The sequence below is a fragment of the Paenibacillus kyungheensis genome (genome assembly GCF_028606985.1).
GTDB lineage: Bacteria > Bacillota > Bacilli > Paenibacillales > Paenibacillaceae > Saccharibacillus > Saccharibacillus kyungheensis.
The window spans coordinates 1782662-1801459 of sequence record NZ_CP117416.1; the positions used below are offsets into that span (position 1 = coordinate 1782662).

Sequence of the window (18798 nt, forward strand, 5' to 3'; positions counted from 1 at the left end):
GTATCTGCACAATGGATGGATGTAACATTCGCTAAGGTGTAGATAGAGGCGTAAGAAATGTGAAAATCAATAAAGTGTACTGTTGTTTGTAATAAGGTTGAATAACATATACAATTTATACAGATATAATTAACCAGCAATGTTAAAAAATAAAATAAGAAAAACCACTTTTGTTTAAACAAAAGTGGTTTTTTTTGAATCGATTTGCGATTTTGTATGATTCGTATGATCACGCTATTGTTATATTAGTCGCGGTTACCAGCGAACATAAATACAAGACGTAACAATTCAAGTACAGATAGCAATGCAGTAGCTACGTACGTAAGAGCAGCAGCATTCAATACTTTACCAACACTACGTTCTTCTTCGTTAGTCACATAACCTTCAGCAACCATAATATCTCTTGCACGATTACTAGCGTTAAACTCAACAGGCAAAGTGACCAATTGGAATACAACAGCAGCCGAGAAGAAGATAATACCAAGTCCCAAAAGACTAAATGAACTGAAAATAGCACCTGCAATAATTAAGAATGGTGCGATACCGGATGTGAAATTAACAACCGGGAAGATACGGTGACGAAGTGCAAGCATCGGATAATGCGTTTTGTGTTGAATCGCATGACCAATCTCGTGACAAGCTACAGATACAGCCGAAATACTGTTTTGGTAATATACATCTTCTGAAAGACGTACCACCCGATGAATAGGATCATAATGGTCGCTTAGCGAGCCACGTACAACTTCGATACGAACATCTTGTAGACCGTTACTATCTAACATATGACGAGCTGCTTCATAACCGGTAAGACCGCGTGCATTGGGTACTTGAGAATATTTCTTAAATGTACCTTTAACTCTAAATTGTGCCCATATGGTTAATCCAAATGCAAGAATAATTAAGATCCAAAAGAAAGCATTAATACTCATTTCTCATTCCTCCATAGTATAGACAAATTACATCATGCCTGAACTTTGACCTAGCAGGAATTTTAACGCCTCGATACAGGCGGCACTTTGAGGAATCAGATTAACAAATGCACGTTTGGCTTGATTAGGCTTCATTTGCGAAAGTAAAGGTTCGAGTTCACGTACTTCACGTTGTAATTGAAGCATGTGTTGTTCCAACTCGGTAAGTCGCTGCGTAACCTGTTCTTCGTCTGAAACCCGATCCCAGGCGTGCAATTTATCTCTAATTTCATCAAGAGTGTATTTATCCTGCTTTAACTTTGTTATACGTTCCAAGCGTGTTAAGGTTTCAAAACTATAGAGCCTATAGTTTTTTAAGGAACGACTTTCTGGTTGTATTAATCCGAGCTTTGTATAGTAATCTACTGTTCGCTCACTAATACCGGCAGTCTTGGCTAATTCGCCAATCCGGTAAAGCTTCATATCCCCAAGGTATCCACCCCCATTTATAGTCATGATCAAAACAGGATCCCTTGAGTTTGCATCCTGTTTGTTTATATTACAGGAATACAAACGTTACAGTCAAACCATACAGTTTCACGTTATGCTTACTTTTACATATTCTGTAATTATTGATTAGGTACCTTATCAATGAGTATAACCATTGTCCCTTAAATTTAGATGAAAATGATCTGAATACTATATAAGTACTATAAATAAAGGCATTGAAAATAAATATTAAAAAGATCATCACAACTAGCATCTAAACAGCTCAAAAGCTTGATGAATATAGACTTTGACGATGTTAAACGGTGAAGAATTAAAGAATCTATAGATGTAACAAAAAAAGTATTTTCAAAAATTGAAAATTAACTCTTGTCATTCTTTCATTATTCTGATTATAATGACATTAAGGATTTCACGACATGTGAAGTAATATTACATAAGGAGAGTGGGTTATATGAGAAAAAAATGGGCCGTTATGGGGTTAGCGGCATCAACCCTTCTTGCTTTTCCATTAAGTGCTTTTGCAGCAGCTGAGGTAACAACAGCTGAAGTATCCACAGGGTTAAACACATTCTTCGTGTTCCTTGCGTTCGCACTGGTGTTGTTCATGCAAGCTGGTTTTGCACTGTTAGAAGCAGGTTCAGTCCGTATGAAAAATGCTGGACACGTTGCAGGTAAAACAATTCTAACACTGGGTATTGCACTCATTGCTTTCTGGGCTTTTGGATTTGGTCTTGGATTTGGTAATGGTAATGGATTTTTCGGTTATGAAGGATTTTTCTTAAGTGGTGAAGGAATGATGGGGTCCTTTGATGCACTATCTGGACTCGGTATTCCGATCTCGATGATGTTCCTTTTCCATCTTGCCTTTGCAGCAGTATCTTTGTCAATTGCTTTTGGCGGATTTGCTGAACGTGCGAAGTTGAGTGTGTATATTATCTTCGGTATTTTATTTACAGTTATTATTTATCCGATCATTGCTCACTGGGTATGGGGCGGCGGATGGTTAGGCGCTATGCAAATGCAGGATTATGCAGGTTCTACCGTTGTCCATTTGACAGGTGCAACAGCAGGTCTAGCTGCTACATTAATGCTTAAACCACGTCTTGGTAAATACAATAAAGATGGTAAACCTAACATCATTCCAGGTCATAACCAAATTTATTCTGTAGTCGGCGTATTTATTCTCTGGTTCGGATGGATGGGCTTTAACCCAGGTAGTGCGTTATCTACATTAAATGATGGATTCTTCACTTATGTTGCGCTAACGACTAACCTTGCAGCAGCAGCAGGTGGTGTAGCCGCTCTATTGATCTCATGGGTTGTTTTTGGTAAAGCAGATATTCCAAGTATGTTAAATGGTGTACTGGCTGCTCTAGTAGCAATCACAGGCTCTTGTGCTTTTGTAGATGTATGGGCAGCGATCGTTATTGGTCTGGTAGCTGGTATTGTTACCTTCTTTACATCACAATGGTTTGAAAAAGCAGGAATCGATGATCCAATCTACGCATTCTCTGTACATGGTATTGCAGGGATGTGGGGAGCTATATCTACTGGATTCTTCGCTACACCAGAATTAGTAGAAAAAACAGGCGTAGGTTCGCCAGGATTGTTCTACGGTGGTGGATTCCATCAATTGGGTGTTCAGTTGTTAGGTATGATCGGTACATTTATCTTTGTTCTAGTGATCTCTCTTCTTATCTTATGGGTGATGAAGTCGATCAACGGTATCCGTGTTACTGAAGAAGAAGAAATGATGGGCTTGGATATTAGTGAGCATGGTTCTTATGGTTATCCTGAGCAAATGAGAGCATTAGGCGAAGACGCGCGCAAATAACGCTCTTTTCTCCAACATCATGAAGAAAGAGCAGTAGGGGATGAAGCTGATGAATGAACATTCTTTTGATCTTCCCTTGCGCGATCTTGCCGATGCTGATACTCCGCAATTATTGAAAGAAAAGCGCATATCGATGCAGACCGAATTGTATCAAGCTTTGCCTGATAGCGATACACGCCAATGGGTGAAGCAGGTCAATGAGATGCACGATCATGTGATGCAACAGGCAGTTATCATTTGTGAAAAACAATTGAGTGAGGCGGGCTACGGTCCGCCTCCTGTTGCATATTCTTTTATTGTTTTCGGTAGCGCAGGGAGATTAGAATCCACATTGTGGAGTGATCAAGATAACGGATTGATCATAAGTGATGAACCTCATGAGGGCAAAGAGACTTATTTTAAGCAATTCGGAATTGTACTTGCCGATATATTAGAAGCTATAGGGTATGAGAAATGTCAGGGTAAAGTCATGTGCTCTGAACCGATGTGGCGCAAAACACTAACCGATTGGCGTACGCAATTGAATAGTTGGCGTAATGATCTGAGCTGGGAACCTGTTCGCAATTGGATTATCGCTTCAGATATGCGTCATATGGCAGGCGATGCAGAACTTTCAGCGGCATGGTTAGATACATTATATAGCGGTGTGAAAGAAACACCACAGTTGCCTGCGGCGGTACTTCGTAATACGGTTCGTCACAAAGCTACACTTAATGTATTAGGTCAGGTGGTCGCAGAACGATTTGGAGAACATGCAGGTGATTTTGATGTGAAATATGGTATTTATATTCCACTGGTGAATGCATCACGTTATCTGGCGTTACAGCATGGTATCTATGAATCGTCTACATTGAAGCGATTAGAGCGATTAATTCAATTAGAAGCGGCTACGTTATCATTGCTTGAAATGATGCAAGAAGCTTTCTTGACAGCACTTCGTATGCGTAATTCAACGCCTGTACAAATAGTCGATGGATTGTATATCAGTACTGGATTTATGCCCCAAAAAGATTGGAAACAACGACCGTTTTTTCATGAGCTTCGAGATAGTCTGGGAACGGTTAAAAAAGCACATCGTGTGCTTCAACGGCAATTACGCTTTTTAGAAAGGAGACGCTTATGAAAGAGACAGTGAAAACAGCGAACAATGGTTTTTGGAGAAGTCTGCGTAGTGGTGGGGTTCCATCTGCTATTGCTTCCGTATTCGGTGCACCTTCTGCACAGCAAATGGCATTTATAAGATCTCTTTCTCGTGAACAGCGTCGCCCTGAAGTATTGTATATGCCACTGAACAAGCTAGAAACCGTCGTTTTCGATTTGGAGACGACGGGATTTCATGCGCAACATGGAGATGAAATATTGTCTTTCGGAGCGGTCAAAATGATCGGTGACCAAGTGACAGACGAACACTTTTATACTTTGGTCAATGCCAAAACAAATGTACCTGAGAATATTACAGAACTTACCGGTATTACCCAGGAAATGATTGAAGGAGCACCATCGTTGATAGATGGTTTGCATGATTTTATGGCTTTTGTCGGGAGATCGGTATTGATCGCTCATGGTACAGGTCATGATAAAGCATTTCTGAATGCAGCATTGTGGAAAACATCCAAAATTCAATTAACACATCGGATACTGGATACCATGATGATTGGTAAATGGCTTAAACCTTCACTTGGTAGTTACGGATTAGATGAATTATTGGAAGAAGCACGGATTCCAATTACCCTTCGCCATCATGCACTAGAAGATGCCAAAATGACGGCATCATTGTGGGGAGAGTATCTTCGTCTAATGCGTCACAAACAGGTGGATACACTTGAAGATTTGTATGCTTATTTGAGTAATTTTTAAGATTGATTTCAAAAAAGTTGGTATGATCTAAACCAATTTTAAAATGGAAGATTGTAATGTATACAAAGGTGCATCTAATGTAGTTCCATCTGCTAGATTATTCGTGATTACTTGATAACCTGCTACAGCAAAAGATTGCGTATCGTAGGTATGTTGATAATCTTGGTGTACATGATCTTGATCTGAGATTGCAAGCCATGTATTATCCAGCCATTGTGGTTGATCTGATAAATTAGTAGATGATCCAATTAGATAAATAGGGGTTAAAGCACCAAATTGCTGTAATTGTATAAGATCAGTTGAAGAAGGTGTAGGAGCAGACGATGGATGGGAATGAAAAATGCCGATCATGTTAGTCTCTTGATAACAACATTGAACCCATTCAATAGGGTCAAAAAGGAAGTGGTGCAGCGGGTTAGGTGCAACGTTGCGTAGCTTCCGATAGGATTCGATGCGCATACCTCCCGCTGCTTTTCTACCGAGCAATACCCCGCAGACTTCTGAAGATAGGGAACTGCTCATATGGTCGGTCAGTAGCTTTAGGGCTGTTGGACGAATGAAGATGTTAGTGTCCCTATCTGTGCACAGTAGGTCTGCCATTGTATTTACCCCTCTCTTTATTAGACTCTCCATGCAATCAGGAGAGTCACTTTTTTTATTATGATAGATATTGTAATTATCTGTGGAATGATTCATAAAATAAGGTTCTAGAAGCATACCTTCAAAAGGTATACGATCCAGAACCTTATTTTTGCTATACACTATACCCATCTCAGATACAGAGTAACGCTATGAAGCATTACAGTGCAAAGTTATCTTGAAGATACGTATATTCATCATTAATGATTAACGATCCCATGAACAGAAGGGCCATTCGAGACATTCTGATCCGGTAAAGCTTGACCAATCAATGCATAACGAATACTGTCTACCAATGCTTCCCAACTGGCTTCGATAACGTTAGCAGATACGCCGACCGTACTCCATGTGTTGCTCAAATTCTGCGACTCGATCAATACACGAACTTTAGAAGCGGTTGCGTCTGCTTCATCCAATACACGAACTTTATAATCGGATAGATGCATTTCACGCAAATTCGGATAATGTTCAACCAAAGCTTTACGAAGTGCATTATCCAGTGCATTCACAGGTCCATTACCTTCTGCGGCTGTATAGATACTTTCTCCGCCGATTCTGAGTTTGACAAAAGCTTCAGACACAACAGCAGACCCCGCATTTTTTTCAACTAACATTTTGAAAGATTCAAAAACAAATAACTCTTTGATCTCACCATTAGCTTCACGCAACAGCAATTCAAGAGAAGCATCTGCACCTTCAAATTGATATCCTTGATGTTCCAGATCTTTGATTTTACCGATGATTTGTTTGGTATTTTCATTTTCAGGATCAAGGATTAGATCCATTTCTTTTGCTTTGGAAAGGATATTGCTTTGTCCTGCTAATTCAGAGACGAGAATACGTTGTTTGTTACCGATTTTCTCAGGTTCGATATGCTCATACGTTCTAGAATCACGCAAAATAGCGGAAACATGAATGCCACCTTTGTGAGCAAATGCAGCATTACCTACATAAGGCTGATTCACAGGCATATGCACATTCGCAATTTCACTGACATATCGTGCGGTGTTGGTAAGTTGAGACAATTGATCATTGCTGATGCAGGTGTAATCCATTTTCAACTGTAATGTTGGTAAGATCGAACACAGATTAGCATTACCACAACGCTCACCATATCCATTCATCGTACCCTGAATTTGTCTTGCTCCGGCTTGAACAGCGCTTAATGTATTAGCTACAGCTAGTTCGCAATCGTTATGTGTATGAATTCCTAGAGGAGCGCCGCCTAGTTCAAGATTTAATCTGGATACGATTTCATAAATTTCATGAGGAAGTGTACCACCATTGGTATCGCACATAGTCAACCAATCAGCACCAGCTTCACGCGCGGTGCGCAATACGGATACAGCATATTCAGGATTGTTTTTGTATCCATCAAAAAAATGCTCGGCATCAAAAATCAGTTCCATGCCTTGTTGCTTCATGTAGGAGATCGAGTCTGCAATCATCGCTAGATTCTCTTCGAGTGTCGTCTGAAGTGCAGTATGCACATGGAAATCCCATGATTTGCCGACCAATGTAGCCGCTTGTGCACCTGATTCGATCATCCGTTTGAGATTATCGTCCTGATGGGCAATACTCCCCTTGCGACGTGTACTACCAAATGCTGTGATTTTGGCGTTCAGTCCAAGTGTTTGTACTCGTTTGAAAAACTCGATGTCTTTACCATTACTGCCTGGAATACCGCCTTCAATATAATGAACACCAAGCTCATCAAGTTTTTTGGCAATTTTGAGTTTGTCATCTGCAGACAAGCTGATCCCTTCACCTTGAGTACCATCACGAAGCGTAGTGTCGAAAATCGATATGGACTTTGACATAATGGGGAGTCCTCCTTCATTTGTGCAAAAAAATGAATACTTGTTTTTTAGTGTTTCGTTAATCATTTGTGAAGTGGGGTGTCAATAAAGCATTGTTTTTTAGTATAATTTATTATTATATCACCTGACTCATGTAAGGGATACGATAATTTTGATTTTATTTAGTTTACTAGGAGGCATTACAACATGCAATTACATATTCAAAAAGTTGAACAAAATAACAAGGTATTCACACTTTATTATACGTCTGAACAACCACTACCTTTTGATCCACACGATGTAGTGATGGTATCTGCGGGTGATTATGTTGTGGCAAGTGTACGTGAATTAACAGCAGATCATATTCAATTATACATTTCAACAGATGAGCCGCTAGAATGGGGCGACCAAATTGTGATTCAATTGGCATTTTCTCCAACGGTATCGATTGTAGGTAGCAAAGATATTATTGCAACATTGGGTCATTTCCCTGATTTTGAACATGGAATCATTACCGATCATCATATTGGCAAAGATCAGGTAGAGTTAGATGTTCAATTGGCAGAACCTTTTGCAGATCATACAATCAAGCTTACGTTTTTAGAAGCGACAGAGATTGAATTTTCTGCACCGGATGTAGAAAAAAATGAAATCGCTGAAATGGATTTTCGTTATGATGAGACATTAATGGTGGTTGATATTGAAGCTGCACAAGGGATGTCAGGAAGTTTCTTCTGTGGAGGAATCAAAGCCGAATTCAAATCATAAGTTGAGTTGAAAGTGACAGCAGATTTAAGATGAAGAACTTCAAATGAATATTGATAGGTAAGGTATAAAGGAGGCTGAAATGTGCCTAATTTAGAAGATTATAATCAACCGCTATCTGATCAAATTGTGTTTATTGTAGAACAAGGAAATCGGTTGCATCAAGATCACAAATGGGAGCAAGCGTTAGACAAATATACAGAGGCTTGGGAGTTGCTTCCAGAGCCTATAGCGCATTGGGATCTTACTGAATGGATTGCTTCTTGTAAAATGAGCATCTATATGGATCGCCAAGATTATCAAAAGGCTCACCAATGGGCGCTGATTGCTGTAGAAGCGGTAAAAGATAATCCCAGACATACTTCAGCCAAAATTAATGTCGGTATAACCTGTTATGAAACAGGTGCTACGTCTGACGCATATACATGGTTTGAACAAGCGCATCAATTCGGGGGAGCACGTGCTTTTCAAGGATTTGATCACAAATATCTACAATTCTATACACAGATGAAGCAAATGGAGAAAGGAGAGGTCAAATGACAGTTTCTTTGGATCAATTAACGATTCAAGACATTCCATGGAATCGGATCACTACGCCTTATGGGAGAGCTACAGAAGTCCCTCAAATGATCACTAAAAGAAATTATAGTGGTCTGTCCAATATCGTAGAACATCAATTGACATTATGGCAGGTCACCCCATGGATACTATTCTTTTTACTAAAAGAATTATCTCTTCAATCGCCAGATGAAGTCAGTGTAGTAGAGATCGATTTGTATGCAGGAGTGATAGAAGCTCTTTCTGAACATGAACAGTTGGAAGATACGGAGCAGACATTGGAGCCGATGCCTCTTTTATTAGAAGAAGTGTATCTTTGGGATCAAGATGATCAAGACGATGAATTAGAGTGGGAAAATGAAGAACCACGTGGATATGATTCAGAAGTCTTTTTCAATTATTATGTCTACAGTTATCTCCTTCTAAAGCAAGCTCTACCTGTATTTGAAAATATCTCACGTCACACGACTGATCCAGATATGCAAAATACGTTACAGGACTGCATGGAGTACTTGGAATAAGGAGGATAGATTTGTGGAGTATATCAAATCATTTTTTGAAGACGAAATATATTATTTTGAAGTGGATGATCAACAGATTGCTTATCGCCAAATTGTAGTGACAGACACAGATTCCAAAGTGTCTATTGCTCCTGATTTTATGCTCGCTGAAACAGAAGTTGAATACGAATCTGATGAAAAGATCGGTGTGGTTGAATTTGAAATTGCCTGGGAATCAGCGATCTCCAAATATCGCAAACAGTGGGATTATTACAAACAACGGTATCTACCCGGTGATTCAGTAACAGGAGTATTACGCATGTTCTATCCGCAAGGATGTATTATTCAGTTAGATGAGCATACGTATGCTATTGCAGATCGAGCGATGTTACCTGAACAGATTGATGGACTTCCGCTTGGAATAGGGATTGTAATAGCAGGTAAAGTGAGCGGGTACGATGAACAGAACTTATGGGTACAATTGGATCAGTGTACTGTTGACCATATATAAGCTGATAATCATGTAATGAAAGGAGCTTGCTACGATGATCTATATCACTGGTGATATTCATGGTACTCATAGTGTGAATACACGTTTTAATACTCGGAATTTCCCAGAGCAAAAACATTTAAGTAAACAAGATATTGTGATCGTAGCAGGTGACTTTGGATTGATATGGAACGGAGACAAAGAAGATCAATACTGGTTGAAATGGTTAGATCAGAAAAAACCGTTTACAACAGTATTTATTGATGGAAATCACGAAAATTTCGATCTGTTAGAACAATATCCTACTGAATTATGGCAAGGCGGATTAGTGCATCGAATCAATGACAGTGTATTACACCTCATGCGCGGACAAGTCTATGAGATAGAAGGATTAACTTTTTTTACGTTTGGAGGAGCCGCTTCACATGATAAAGCATTTCGACGCGAAGGAAAGTCATGGTGGGCTCGTGAAATGCCGGATGATGAAGAATACCAGTTAGGGCTATCCAATCTGGAAAAACATCACTGGAAAGTGGATATTGTGATCACTCATACCTGTACCGCTCAAAGTCTAGCATGGATACAACAAAAGTATTCAACAGAAGTGGTTGCTGATGAGATGCATAAATATTTTCAATTGATCCAGAATCGACTAGATTATGATCAATGGTACTTTGGTCATTTTCATCAAGATGTACAATTACCGGATCGTCAGAGATTGTTGTATCACGATCTTTTTATAATTTCTGAACATCAGACTCAAACATAGAACGCAGAAAAATAGGAAGGTGAATGTATGAGTGGCATCAAAAAGAGTAGGCGTATGTCTATTCATGTAGAGTATTTATTAGATCAATTGTATGAGCAAGAATCGGTCGACCTCCTTGTACAAATTAAAGAAAGTGGACAGTTAGCTGCTATTCCGTATCTCAAATCTTTTTTATTTTCAGAACGAGCTGACATCGTGATGGCTGCTGAAAATGCAATTAGTGATTTGTTACTAAAATGCCCTGTGAGTGAATTGATCTGGTTAAGTGAACGCTGTCGCGAAATACTACCTTTTCATTATCAACAACGTGGCAAAGCATGGATTGAGCTTCGACCAGAGACAGTATTGCATTGGTCTAACGATATTCATCCTATTCAGATCATTATGGCTAGCTTTCATTGGGATGGATATGTGCGTGAAGTGGCAGTACAACGATTAAGCCAATTTCAAAATGGATCAGAAATTCCATGGTTGCTGATTCGATTAAATGATTGGGTATCTCCTATTCGATTCAAAGCTTATCGTGCATTGAAACAAAAAATACATATCCGCAATACCGAATACTTTATTCAGTCGATCTGGTTAGTACAGCGATTAGTAGGGCGTGGCAAAGAGCATCATGAATTGTTGAATACACAGATTCAACAGCTTATTGCGCAACCTGAAGCTCGGCCTGCTTTGGAACATTATATGCATTCGACAGATGTCTATATTCGTCAATTTTGCTACAACATGATGTTGAAAACAGAAGCGGCAGATCGATATGCTTTATTCACTTCTGCTTTACAAGATCACGCTTTAGTCATTCGTCTATGGGCTGCTCGTCAAATTGATCAAGCGATCGAAGTCGATAAAGATTCGTCTGAGAAGATATCGAATCAATGGCTAGATATCGTGTATATGATGTTAGCCGATCATTTCCCGGCTTTGCGTCGTCTGGCACTGGATATACTAAGTTATCATTTTCCAATGCAAGCCGAGACTGCGTTAATTGATGGTCTGATGAGTCATAATCTGACGATTCGCGAGACAGCACGTCGTCATTTGCCCAAAATCAACCCAATACCCTATGTCGAATATTATTTGGATCAGATATGGAATGGAAATGAGTCGTCTCTAGCTGTCGCAATCGCTGGATTAGGAGAGACGGGGACAGCAGAAGATGCTGAAGTTATAGCTGAATACAAAGATCATACACAGATTAAAGTACGTAAAGCTGTGTTGACAGCTTTGGGTAAATTAAAGCCTACCGCTTATATGGATGTTTTCTCTCAAGCTTTAGTAGATTCGCAACCTGGCATATCCAAAATAGCGAAACAGACGCTTATCCAATACACGTATATGTTAGATCGAGAACGATTGATCCAACTGGTGCTAAATTGTCCATTGTCCCATATTTCGCGCAATGCTCTTCGTATTCTGTTTGCTTTTGACTCTTGGCAAAGTCTAGATAGTTTATTGCGGATATTAGTCCAAACCGAGCATAGAATAGTAGAGCATACAGTGAATCATCTACTAGACGGTTGGATCACCAAAGCAAATTCTCAATTTCGAGCAGAACTTTCTATTGAAATGAAAAAACAGATTTTATGCTATTTAGAGCAAAGTAAGAGTGTATTGGATCAAGGTAAGCATCGGACACTGGAATGGATTATTCAACTGGATAGCAAGTAATTGATGGTAAAAGGCAACAAGAGTGGAGGATTACAAAATGAATGAATTTCTTAGAGAACAAAATGATCATCGGGATGGACGCTTACGAGCGATAGAAGTGAATCAAGCCGAGATTATTGCTTTTCAAAAAGCGATGTTGTACTTGAAATTTTCTTGTGAGGAAACAGATTCATTATTGTATGCTGGTAGCGATTCGCTCAATAGTCTACTTTATAAAATGATGAAAGTAAGCGATATGGCTGAGATTGAAGCTTCTTTTTACAATAAAACGTCACTGGTGAACGAAGCATTTGTTCAACAAAAAGTAAAACGGTTGGAACAAGAACAACCTTATGTACAGCCACCGTCTCAAGAACAAGCCAACGAAATCATGAAGTCGTATATGTATCCATTTCTATCTTCGAATCAAACTTAAATTGTGAACAGATGTCATTCAATAAGAAATGAGGATGAACAAATGAGAACGATTACGTATAAGCATAGTAAAACTGATGGACTACTAGGATATGAATTATTGCCTGCACGTTATGGTGAGAAGTGGGATCAGATTCAAGCCGATTCTGTGTTTATTTATGCCGGTGATTTTGATTATTTGATTCCTTATTTGAAAAAGCATTATCCTATTGTTGATCCAGTGACTAATGATCGGTATGGTTACTTTGATACCTCTGGTTTTAATCCGATAGCCAAAGCACTCTGGACCAATATATTAGCAGAAATGAAAGCTTATCAGACCAAAGATCGTGAGCTCAAAGCATTTATCCGCTCGCTGGTTACCTGGTTAGAGATTCAATTAGAATGGGCAGATGAGATTATTATTTTCGGGAATTTATGAGGTGAGTCATCGTGGGTTGGGAATACGGTATTCAATGTATAGAAGAAGATGGCATAAGTAAAGAACAGCAAGCCAGGCAGTTAATCGAGCAGTTGAGCCAAGCTTTGGTTACGTTAGATCTGGGTGATATGGTGATTGAGCAGGTAGACGATGGATTGGTTATCACAGATCCTTCTTATACAGATTGGCCACATGTAGCACAGATTCAAGTGGAGCAGGCTGATCTAGCAATCGAATCTATAGCTGAAGGCGAAGTGTATATTTATTGTTTATTTCATCGCCATGATGCACCTGTACGGCGAATGATTGATACCATCCAAACAATTATTTCTACAGAAGATCAGTGGATTGAATTGTAAATGATCATAAGAGTACTGGAAGAGATGAGATTGTAATCAGGATCAGATGTGTACATGATGAAATGAGTATAATTAAGGAGGAACGATCCAATGCCTAACCAAATTAAAGTGATGACAGATACAGCAACACTTTGTATTTATGATCTGCAGGCACTCAAGCATCGATTGGAAGACACATCAGATTGGTGGTCTATTCCTGAAGATGAATTGTTAGAAGTGAATCTAGGGAATATTGCTTTTCTTAATGTAGGCGCAGATGGATTGTATACTATGCAACAGGTAGAAGAGATCGAACAACCCGTAGTTCAATTATGGATCAATGTTCCTTCGGGTCAATTATATGCAGGAGCAGCAGAAAATGTGACAGGGGGCGAGCTAGAACCAGAAGATGGGGACAGTGGACAATATATAACGGTTGAACCAGGCATATATCATTTGAAAATAGGACGAACACAGCAAAATATTGAATTTGCTGTGTTACGAACTGAACAGGCAATCGCTAACAATCAGTTTGAAGATTTGATTCGTATTGGATAAGGAGGTCAGTATATATGTCTGGTCAACATTATGCTAGTACAAGGGATGAAATAGAACGCCTCGTACAACACTATCGTATTCCAGCCCCTCGCTTTCACGAAGTAGGTAAAATGCAGTGGTCATCTATACTTTCAACAATCACACAAACGTTTATCACGTCTTCACATGCAGGAAGCGAATCTGCATTAATGCGAGGATACAATCATTTGCAAGAACCGCATGTAAGTTATCAGGTAGGAACAGAAGGGTACCGAGAGATTGCTAAACTGATTGATCGCACCGAACAAGTCTGGTTTCTCGCTCCTGAACGCTTTTATAGTGGTAAACAATATTGGGTGTATGAAGCTTATGTAGATGCGATTCAATGGATAATTGAACAAACAGGAACGACTGAATATTATATCGTCTCCAAAAAGCTACAATGGTTATTATGTGAGACTCATCATGAAGTCATCATCGGCACAGGTGAACCAATAAGTGGACGTATTCAGAAGCGCAAAAAGGAGCTAGACGATGTTTGAAAAAGCAAAATATAAAGCAGGCGATATTTTGGTCATTCCAATGAAAGACAATCGCTTGGGGATTTGTCAGGTTATTAGTGCTCTGTATGACCGATTTAAAAAGGTATTTTCATTTGGTGTACTCTGTATCCGAGAGGATCAAGTCTATCGCAGTGAGCAACATAACGACAGGTCGTCTGATGATTCCAGTGATCTGTATTAACAGTATAGATCGGGTATTCTTCTGCACAATCTGACAGACGTGTATCTCAGAATAGTAAGTCCTTTTCCCGACTTATCGCAAAAGAAGATGCATATTCAAATAACGATTTTGATCCGTCAGACGCCATTGCGACTTCTTGTAATACAACTTCAGCATCTAATATCTCATCGAACCAATTCCGCCAATTGTAATATTGCGTTAACCACGAATTAGCATGATCTCCAAGTAGAATAAAGATTTGAAATGATCCACATAACTCTCCATATCCCAATGTCTATTTCAATAAATCCGAACATTTGTACTTATTTTTGCGTCATATCATAGGCTAAATGAAACAGATACGATATAATAGAATCATACGATATCTATTGTAGGCGATTCGGCTGATAGAGCATAATCCATAGGGTAAAGACTGCACAGGCAAGGAGGATGATCAGCTTGAGGCACCATGCCAATTACTACCCTGCCAAAGGAAGAGTCATTTTGCATGTAGATATGAATGCTTTTTATTGTTCTGTTCATACAGCAGAAGAACCGGAAAAATATCAAGGCAAGCCCACAGCTGTCGCAGGTAGTGTTGAACTGCGCAAAGGAATTGTGGTTACTTCTTCTTACGAAGCGAGAAAGCGTGGCGTGAAAACAGGCATGTTGGTTAGAGAAGCATTGCAGAAATGTCCGAATCTGATCTTAATTTCGCCTGACTTTTATTTATACAAACAATACTCAATGGCATTCATGAATATTGCGTATAGTTACACACCGATGTTGCAAGCAACGTCAATTGATGAATGCTACTTGGATATCACAGGTTCAAGTCAATTTGGCACACCACCTCAGATTGCGGAACAGTTGCAACAACGGATCTGGGAAGAGTTACATTTACCTTGTTCGATAGGAATTGCGCCTAATAAATTACTAGCAAAAATGGCTTCAGATATGAAAAAACCTAAAGGTATTTCGATATTGCGTATACGAGATATGCCCAAGTTATTATGGGATAAGCCATGCGGACAATTGTTTGGAATCGGCGGGAAAACATCTGCCAAATTAGTAGATATGGGCATTCGCACGATAGGGCAACTTGCAGCAGCAGATGAAGCTAGATTAACAGCTAGATTTGGTGTAATGGGAAGCTGGCTCAAGCAAGCGGCAAATGGTATAGATCATTCGCCTGTAGAGATTGATCGGGAAGTCAGTAAGTCGATAGGGCATACTACAACATTGCCTGCTGATATTCAAGATCGTGACGATATTAGAAGAGTGATGCTTAATCTAAGCGATCAAGTATGTCGCCGATTGCGTCGTCAGAAATTAATCGCTCAGACGATTCAGATTACGATTCGCACACCTGATATGAAAACAATCACTCGCTCCAAGTCACTAGCTGTTCCTACAGAAACGGCGGATGAAGTGTATCGTGAAGCTTGTGCACTATATGATCGTCATTGGGAAGATCGTGCGCCTGTTCGATTATTAGGAGTGGCTCTTCAGAATTTGCAGCCCAAAGAAGAAGCTGCTTTGCAAATGGACTTGTTTGATTATAATCGTCAGCCAGTCAAAGAGCAGTTAAATGAAGTAATGGATAAGTTACGCGATAAATTTGGTGAAAGTGCGATACTAACAGCAGGTATGTTAGGCAATGATCCTTCAGTCCTGATTCGTAATCACAAAATTAGAGGTACTTCATTGCAAAAAGATGGTATGATTTTGCCGGGCATGGAAGAATAATCAGTAACTAATGATTCAATATTGATCTATATTGTTTAAATTTTAATCAATAATTGGATTCGTAGTACAGGTGTGTTACAATTTGTGTACTGGTAATTGTTGGTTATTCATTTGAAATAATATATCTTTTATATTATATTGTGAGTATATGTACACTGGTGTCAGTTCTTAAAAAAAGACAACTGGTAAGTAACGATAGGAGGCATATATAAAGATGGGGAAATATAGTTGGGTTGACAAAGATACATGTATCGCTTGTGGTGCTTGTGGAGCAACAGCTCCAGACATTTATGATTATGATGATGAAGGTTTGGCTGAAGTGATTTATGAAGGTGACGCTAACCGCGGTATTATGGCAATTCCAGACGATATGTTTGATGATTTGCAAGATGCTTGTGACGGTTGCCCTACAGATTCAATTAAAATTGCTGATGAGCCTTTCGCTCAAGCTGAATAAGTTTTACTAGTGTACTGAATAGAAGTACATGGTCCGATAAAAGGCGTTGCAGAGACGAAATGTGTCTCTCAACGCCTTTTATAATCTCATTTTGAAGTAACTTGAAGAAATACACAGATTAGCCGATATACATAGTATTGCATTATATTTTAAATATAAAATAGCTATCCCTAAACTGTACATACTATAGAGACAATATAGACTATTGGAGCGTAGTGTCCATGCTGGAGGTAATAAATGAAAAATCTACTCTATCTAAAGCGTTATGTGAAAATGCACCCCAACAACAGAATGGGCTGGTACTTGCTTGGCAAAGAATATGAATCCGATGGACAAATGGGTAAAGCTAATTACTGTTACAACAAAGCTGGAGATGTATATGAAGCTTTTGAACATAGTAAAGTGCCTGCGGATATTTTGAAAGATTACGAAGCCAAGCTTATGGAAATGGCTGAAAAAAGAGATCGCAAAATTCGTCGTTGGCGATACAGTGTGTTTGCTATATTATTACTGTTTTTAATCACGTTGCGTTCTGTAGAAGCTCCTCATGCTACAGATCAGACGCTTGCAGATCGTTCTTCTCAACATATCACCAAGCCACCGACCAAAGTAGCATCAGCTACTTCAAAAAAGAAACCAGCAGATACGTTCAAAGGATACTCGGCTCCACTTAGCTTTACAGCAGAAGCTTCGCTAAACAATACCAATGCTTCATTGTCTGCCGTTTCTAAATATATGCGACAACAAATGTTAAAAACAGCCCCACAAGTTGCAGCAGTATTAGGTATGGAAAAGCAAGACGATTGGCTATTATGGACACCGAATATGCCTGTCTTGTATACGATGGCAGCCACCGATCAGCCCGGACAGATCGATCTTCAATCGTATGATCCCAAAGCATGTCAGTGTAAACCCGGAGAGTTGGATCATTATCCAAATGAATCGGCGGCTTGGGTACAGCAACAAGAGCAGTTGGTTGTAATGAGAACAGCGATGATCAATTATATAACTGCCAAAGGAAATCTTCCAGAGCAAATGAATCAGTTGGAAGCGCCTTTTCCAGGCAATTGGTTAGCAGGTAATTCGGATACGATGAACCAGACGTTTACCGCTTTAAAGAAGCTACAGAGCAGTGGCAGTCAAAGTACTGACGATAGCGGCAATACAATCGGAGACGAAGCATTCTCATCTACACTCGGGAATCATCCTTATTTTACAAAACCACTTGAAGTGATTGTCGATAAACAAAAGCATCGTTTAGCTATAGTTAGTGGATCGATTATTTTACGTAACTATGAAGTAGGGCTTGGTGGAAGTAAAACGCCCGAGGGTACTTTCCAAGTATCAATTAAAGTGATGAATCCAAATGGCAAAGCTGATGGAGAATTTGGCAGTCGGGGTATGCAGTTATCGGATACGAATTATGCTATTCATGGTACCAATGATCCTGATAGTGTAGGTCAAGATGAATCATTAGGATGCGTGCGGATGGATCAAGCCGATGTGGAGGAATTATTTGATATGATTCCGTTAGGAACAAAAGTAACCATTGCCAGTAATGTATTGCCAGGAGACACTTCTGTTCCCTCTGTGCGATTCCAGACAAAACGTACACAAGATCAGACAGATCCTTCACGTCATTATCACTGGTTAAATTAGGATCGTTCCTTGTAGCGACTGGATTGATTCATTATATACCGTTTGAGTTTATGTACACAGTGGACGCTCTTTTCAAATGAGAAGAGCGCTTTTCTTTTGTCCCCGAAAAGGATAAACTGGTATAGAGAATGATTTTACAGGTTAATAGATAATAATTCCTGCAAAATCATGCATAAAGGCTTTTTGCAAATGCCAGG

Annotated in this window: 22 protein-coding genes; 18 read left to right on the plus strand and 4 right to left on the minus strand. The window is 39.4% G+C overall.

Going from position 1 to position 18798, the window contains the following annotated elements; all coding sequences use genetic code 11:
- Nucleotides 1-245 precede the first annotated feature (245 nt).
- Together PQ456_RS07815 and PQ456_RS07820 are read right to left on the minus strand one after the other, a co-directional pair.
- Nucleotides 246-929 (minus strand): zinc metallopeptidase, encoded by a 684-nt coding sequence (locus PQ456_RS07815; protein ID WP_273615610.1) that lies wholly within the window; start codon nucleotides 927-929, stop codon nucleotides 246-248.
- A gap of 27 nt (nucleotides 930-956) precedes the next feature.
- Entirely contained in the window at nucleotides 957-1391 is a 435-nt protein-coding gene (locus tag PQ456_RS07820; protein ID WP_204825033.1) for a MerR family transcriptional regulator, read from the minus strand.
- A 478-nt stretch (nucleotides 1392-1869) separates the two neighbouring features.
- Here PQ456_RS07820 and PQ456_RS07825 point away from each other — a divergent pair, with 478 nt between their 5' ends.
- Genes PQ456_RS07825 through PQ456_RS07835 form a run of 3 tightly spaced genes read left to right on the plus strand, consistent with a single transcriptional unit; the run spans nucleotide 1870 to nucleotide 5109 of the window.
- Nucleotides 1870-3252 carry an ammonium transporter gene (locus tag PQ456_RS07825; RefSeq protein ID WP_273615611.1) on the plus strand — a complete coding sequence of 461 codons (1383 nt, stop codon included), beginning with the start codon at nucleotides 1870-1872 and terminating at the stop codon, nucleotides 3250-3252.
- A gap of 40 nt (nucleotides 3253-3292) precedes the next feature.
- Complete coding sequence (locus tag PQ456_RS07830) at nucleotides 3293-4375, plus strand: DUF294 nucleotidyltransferase-like domain-containing protein (RefSeq protein ID WP_420540647.1); 1083 nt, start codon at nucleotides 3293-3295, stop codon at nucleotides 4373-4375.
- Nucleotides 4372-5109 carry an exonuclease domain-containing protein gene (locus tag PQ456_RS07835; protein ID WP_273615613.1) on the plus strand — a complete coding sequence of 246 codons (738 nt, stop codon included), beginning with the start codon at nucleotides 4372-4374 and terminating at the stop codon, nucleotides 5107-5109. Before PQ456_RS07830 ends, PQ456_RS07835 begins: the two co-directional genes overlap by 4 nt.
- A 27-nt stretch (nucleotides 5110-5136) precedes the next feature.
- Here the strand turns inward: PQ456_RS07835 and PQ456_RS07840 are convergent, their stop codons facing one another.
- Both PQ456_RS07840 and cimA read right to left on the minus strand, forming a co-directional pair.
- The gene (locus tag PQ456_RS07840; protein WP_273615614.1) at nucleotides 5137-5709 is read right to left on the minus strand and encodes a M67 family metallopeptidase; all 573 of its coding nucleotides are present in this window, start codon (nucleotides 5707-5709) and stop codon (nucleotides 5137-5139) included.
- A 239-nt stretch (nucleotides 5710-5948) separates the two neighbouring features.
- Nucleotides 5949-7568, minus strand: a complete 1620-nt coding sequence (gene cimA, locus PQ456_RS07845; protein ID WP_273615615.1) for a citramalate synthase — start codon at nucleotides 7566-7568, stop codon at nucleotides 5949-5951.
- A gap of 186 nt (nucleotides 7569-7754) precedes the next feature.
- Between cimA and PQ456_RS07850 the strand changes: the two genes are divergently transcribed.
- The 15 genes from PQ456_RS07850 to PQ456_RS07920 all read left to right on the plus strand — a co-directional run bounded on the left by PQ456_RS07850 (nucleotide 7755) and on the right by PQ456_RS07920 (nucleotide 18601).
- Nucleotides 7755-8315 carry an Imm50 family immunity protein gene (locus PQ456_RS07850; RefSeq protein WP_273615616.1) on the plus strand — a complete coding sequence of 187 codons (561 nt, stop codon included), beginning with the start codon at nucleotides 7755-7757 and terminating at the stop codon, nucleotides 8313-8315.
- Between the two features lie 81 nt (nucleotides 8316-8396).
- Nucleotides 8397-8852: a hypothetical protein gene (locus PQ456_RS07855; RefSeq protein ID WP_273615617.1), complete on the plus strand. Its 456-nt coding sequence runs from the start codon at nucleotides 8397-8399 to the stop codon at nucleotides 8850-8852.
- Nucleotides 8849-9391, plus strand: a complete 543-nt coding sequence (locus PQ456_RS07860; RefSeq protein ID WP_273615618.1) for a hypothetical protein — start codon at nucleotides 8849-8851, stop codon at nucleotides 9389-9391. Before PQ456_RS07855 ends, PQ456_RS07860 begins: the two co-directional genes overlap by 4 nt.
- A gap of 13 nt (nucleotides 9392-9404) precedes the next feature.
- The gene (locus PQ456_RS07865; protein ID WP_273615619.1) at nucleotides 9405-9881 is read left to right on the plus strand and encodes a hypothetical protein; all 477 of its coding nucleotides are present in this window, start codon (nucleotides 9405-9407) and stop codon (nucleotides 9879-9881) included.
- A gap of 34 nt (nucleotides 9882-9915) precedes the next feature.
- On the plus strand, nucleotides 9916-10629 hold the full coding sequence (locus PQ456_RS07870; RefSeq protein WP_273615620.1) for a metallophosphoesterase family protein: 714 nt from the start codon (nucleotides 9916-9918) through the stop codon (nucleotides 10627-10629).
- A 27-nt stretch (nucleotides 10630-10656) separates the two neighbouring features.
- Nucleotides 10657-12303: a HEAT repeat domain-containing protein gene (locus tag PQ456_RS07875; RefSeq protein ID WP_273615621.1), complete on the plus strand. Its 1647-nt coding sequence runs from the start codon at nucleotides 10657-10659 to the stop codon at nucleotides 12301-12303.
- Between the two features lie 37 nt (nucleotides 12304-12340).
- On the plus strand, nucleotides 12341-12718 hold the full coding sequence (locus PQ456_RS07880) for a hypothetical protein (RefSeq protein WP_273615622.1): 378 nt from the start codon (nucleotides 12341-12343) through the stop codon (nucleotides 12716-12718).
- A gap of 42 nt (nucleotides 12719-12760) precedes the next feature.
- Nucleotides 12761-13138 (plus strand): hypothetical protein, encoded by a 378-nt coding sequence (locus tag PQ456_RS07885; RefSeq protein ID WP_273615623.1) that lies wholly within the window; start codon nucleotides 12761-12763, stop codon nucleotides 13136-13138.
- An 11-nt stretch (nucleotides 13139-13149) separates the two neighbouring features.
- The gene (locus PQ456_RS07890; protein WP_273615624.1) at nucleotides 13150-13497 is read left to right on the plus strand and encodes a hypothetical protein; all 348 of its coding nucleotides are present in this window, start codon (nucleotides 13150-13152) and stop codon (nucleotides 13495-13497) included.
- A 90-nt stretch (nucleotides 13498-13587) separates the two neighbouring features.
- Nucleotides 13588-14034 (plus strand): DUF6386 family protein, encoded by a 447-nt coding sequence (locus tag PQ456_RS07895; RefSeq protein WP_273615625.1) that lies wholly within the window; start codon nucleotides 13588-13590, stop codon nucleotides 14032-14034.
- A gap of 14 nt (nucleotides 14035-14048) precedes the next feature.
- Entirely contained in the window at nucleotides 14049-14555 is a 507-nt protein-coding gene (locus PQ456_RS07900) for a DUF6756 family protein (RefSeq protein WP_273615626.1), read from the plus strand.
- Nucleotides 14548-14757, plus strand: coding sequence for an Imm26 family immunity protein (locus PQ456_RS07905; RefSeq protein ID WP_273615627.1), 210 nt, complete (start codon nucleotides 14548-14550; stop codon nucleotides 14755-14757). The genes PQ456_RS07900 and PQ456_RS07905 overlap by 8 nt, the downstream gene beginning before the upstream one ends.
- 438 nt (nucleotides 14758-15195) lie before the next feature.
- The gene (locus tag PQ456_RS07910; protein WP_273615628.1) at nucleotides 15196-16485 is read left to right on the plus strand and encodes a DNA polymerase IV; all 1290 of its coding nucleotides are present in this window, start codon (nucleotides 15196-15198) and stop codon (nucleotides 16483-16485) included.
- 214 nt (nucleotides 16486-16699) lie between these two features.
- A complete protein-coding gene (locus PQ456_RS07915; RefSeq protein ID WP_273615629.1) occupies nucleotides 16700-16942 on the plus strand; it encodes a ferredoxin in 243 nt (80 codons plus the stop codon).
- 237 nt (nucleotides 16943-17179) lie between these two features.
- Nucleotides 17180-18601, plus strand: a complete 1422-nt coding sequence (locus tag PQ456_RS07920; protein ID WP_273615630.1) for a L,D-transpeptidase — start codon at nucleotides 17180-17182, stop codon at nucleotides 18599-18601.
- Nucleotides 18602-18798 lie beyond the last annotated feature (197 nt).

Coding starts and splice junctions, on each gene's coding strand:
- PQ456_RS07815 (WP_273615610.1), bottom strand. CDS start 929: ATGAGTATTAATGCTTTCTTTTGGATCTTAATTATTCTTGCATTTGGA.
- PQ456_RS07820 (WP_204825033.1), bottom strand. CDS start 1,391: ATGAAGCTTTACCGGATTGGCGAATTAGCCAAGACTGCCGGTATTAGT.
- PQ456_RS07825 (WP_273615611.1), top strand. CDS start 1,870: ATGAGAAAAAAATGGGCCGTTATGGGGTTAGCGGCATCAACCCTTCTT.
- PQ456_RS07830 (WP_420540647.1), top strand. CDS start 3,293: ATGAAGCTGATGAATGAACATTCTTTTGATCTTCCCTTGCGCGATCTT.
- PQ456_RS07835 (WP_273615613.1), top strand. CDS start 4,372: ATGAAAGAGACAGTGAAAACAGCGAACAATGGTTTTTGGAGAAGTCTG.
- PQ456_RS07840 (WP_273615614.1), bottom strand. CDS start 5,709: ATGGCAGACCTACTGTGCACAGATAGGGACACTAACATCTTCATTCGT.
- cimA (WP_273615615.1), bottom strand. CDS start 7,568: ATGTCAAAGTCCATATCGATTTTCGACACTACGCTTCGTGATGGTACT.
- PQ456_RS07850 (WP_273615616.1), top strand. CDS start 7,755: ATGCAATTACATATTCAAAAAGTTGAACAAAATAACAAGGTATTCACA.
- PQ456_RS07860 (WP_273615618.1), top strand. CDS start 8,849: ATGACAGTTTCTTTGGATCAATTAACGATTCAAGACATTCCATGGAAT.
- PQ456_RS07870 (WP_273615620.1), top strand. CDS start 9,916: ATGATCTATATCACTGGTGATATTCATGGTACTCATAGTGTGAATACA.
- PQ456_RS07875 (WP_273615621.1), top strand. CDS start 10,657: ATGAGTGGCATCAAAAAGAGTAGGCGTATGTCTATTCATGTAGAGTAT.
- PQ456_RS07880 (WP_273615622.1), top strand. CDS start 12,341: ATGAATGAATTTCTTAGAGAACAAAATGATCATCGGGATGGACGCTTA.
- PQ456_RS07885 (WP_273615623.1), top strand. CDS start 12,761: ATGAGAACGATTACGTATAAGCATAGTAAAACTGATGGACTACTAGGA.
- PQ456_RS07895 (WP_273615625.1), top strand. CDS start 13,588: ATGCCTAACCAAATTAAAGTGATGACAGATACAGCAACACTTTGTATT.
- PQ456_RS07900 (WP_273615626.1), top strand. CDS start 14,049: ATGTCTGGTCAACATTATGCTAGTACAAGGGATGAAATAGAACGCCTC.
- PQ456_RS07905 (WP_273615627.1), top strand. CDS start 14,548: ATGTTTGAAAAAGCAAAATATAAAGCAGGCGATATTTTGGTCATTCCA.
- PQ456_RS07915 (WP_273615629.1), top strand. CDS start 16,700: ATGGGGAAATATAGTTGGGTTGACAAAGATACATGTATCGCTTGTGGT.
- PQ456_RS07920 (WP_273615630.1), top strand. CDS start 17,180: ATGAAAAATCTACTCTATCTAAAGCGTTATGTGAAAATGCACCCCAAC.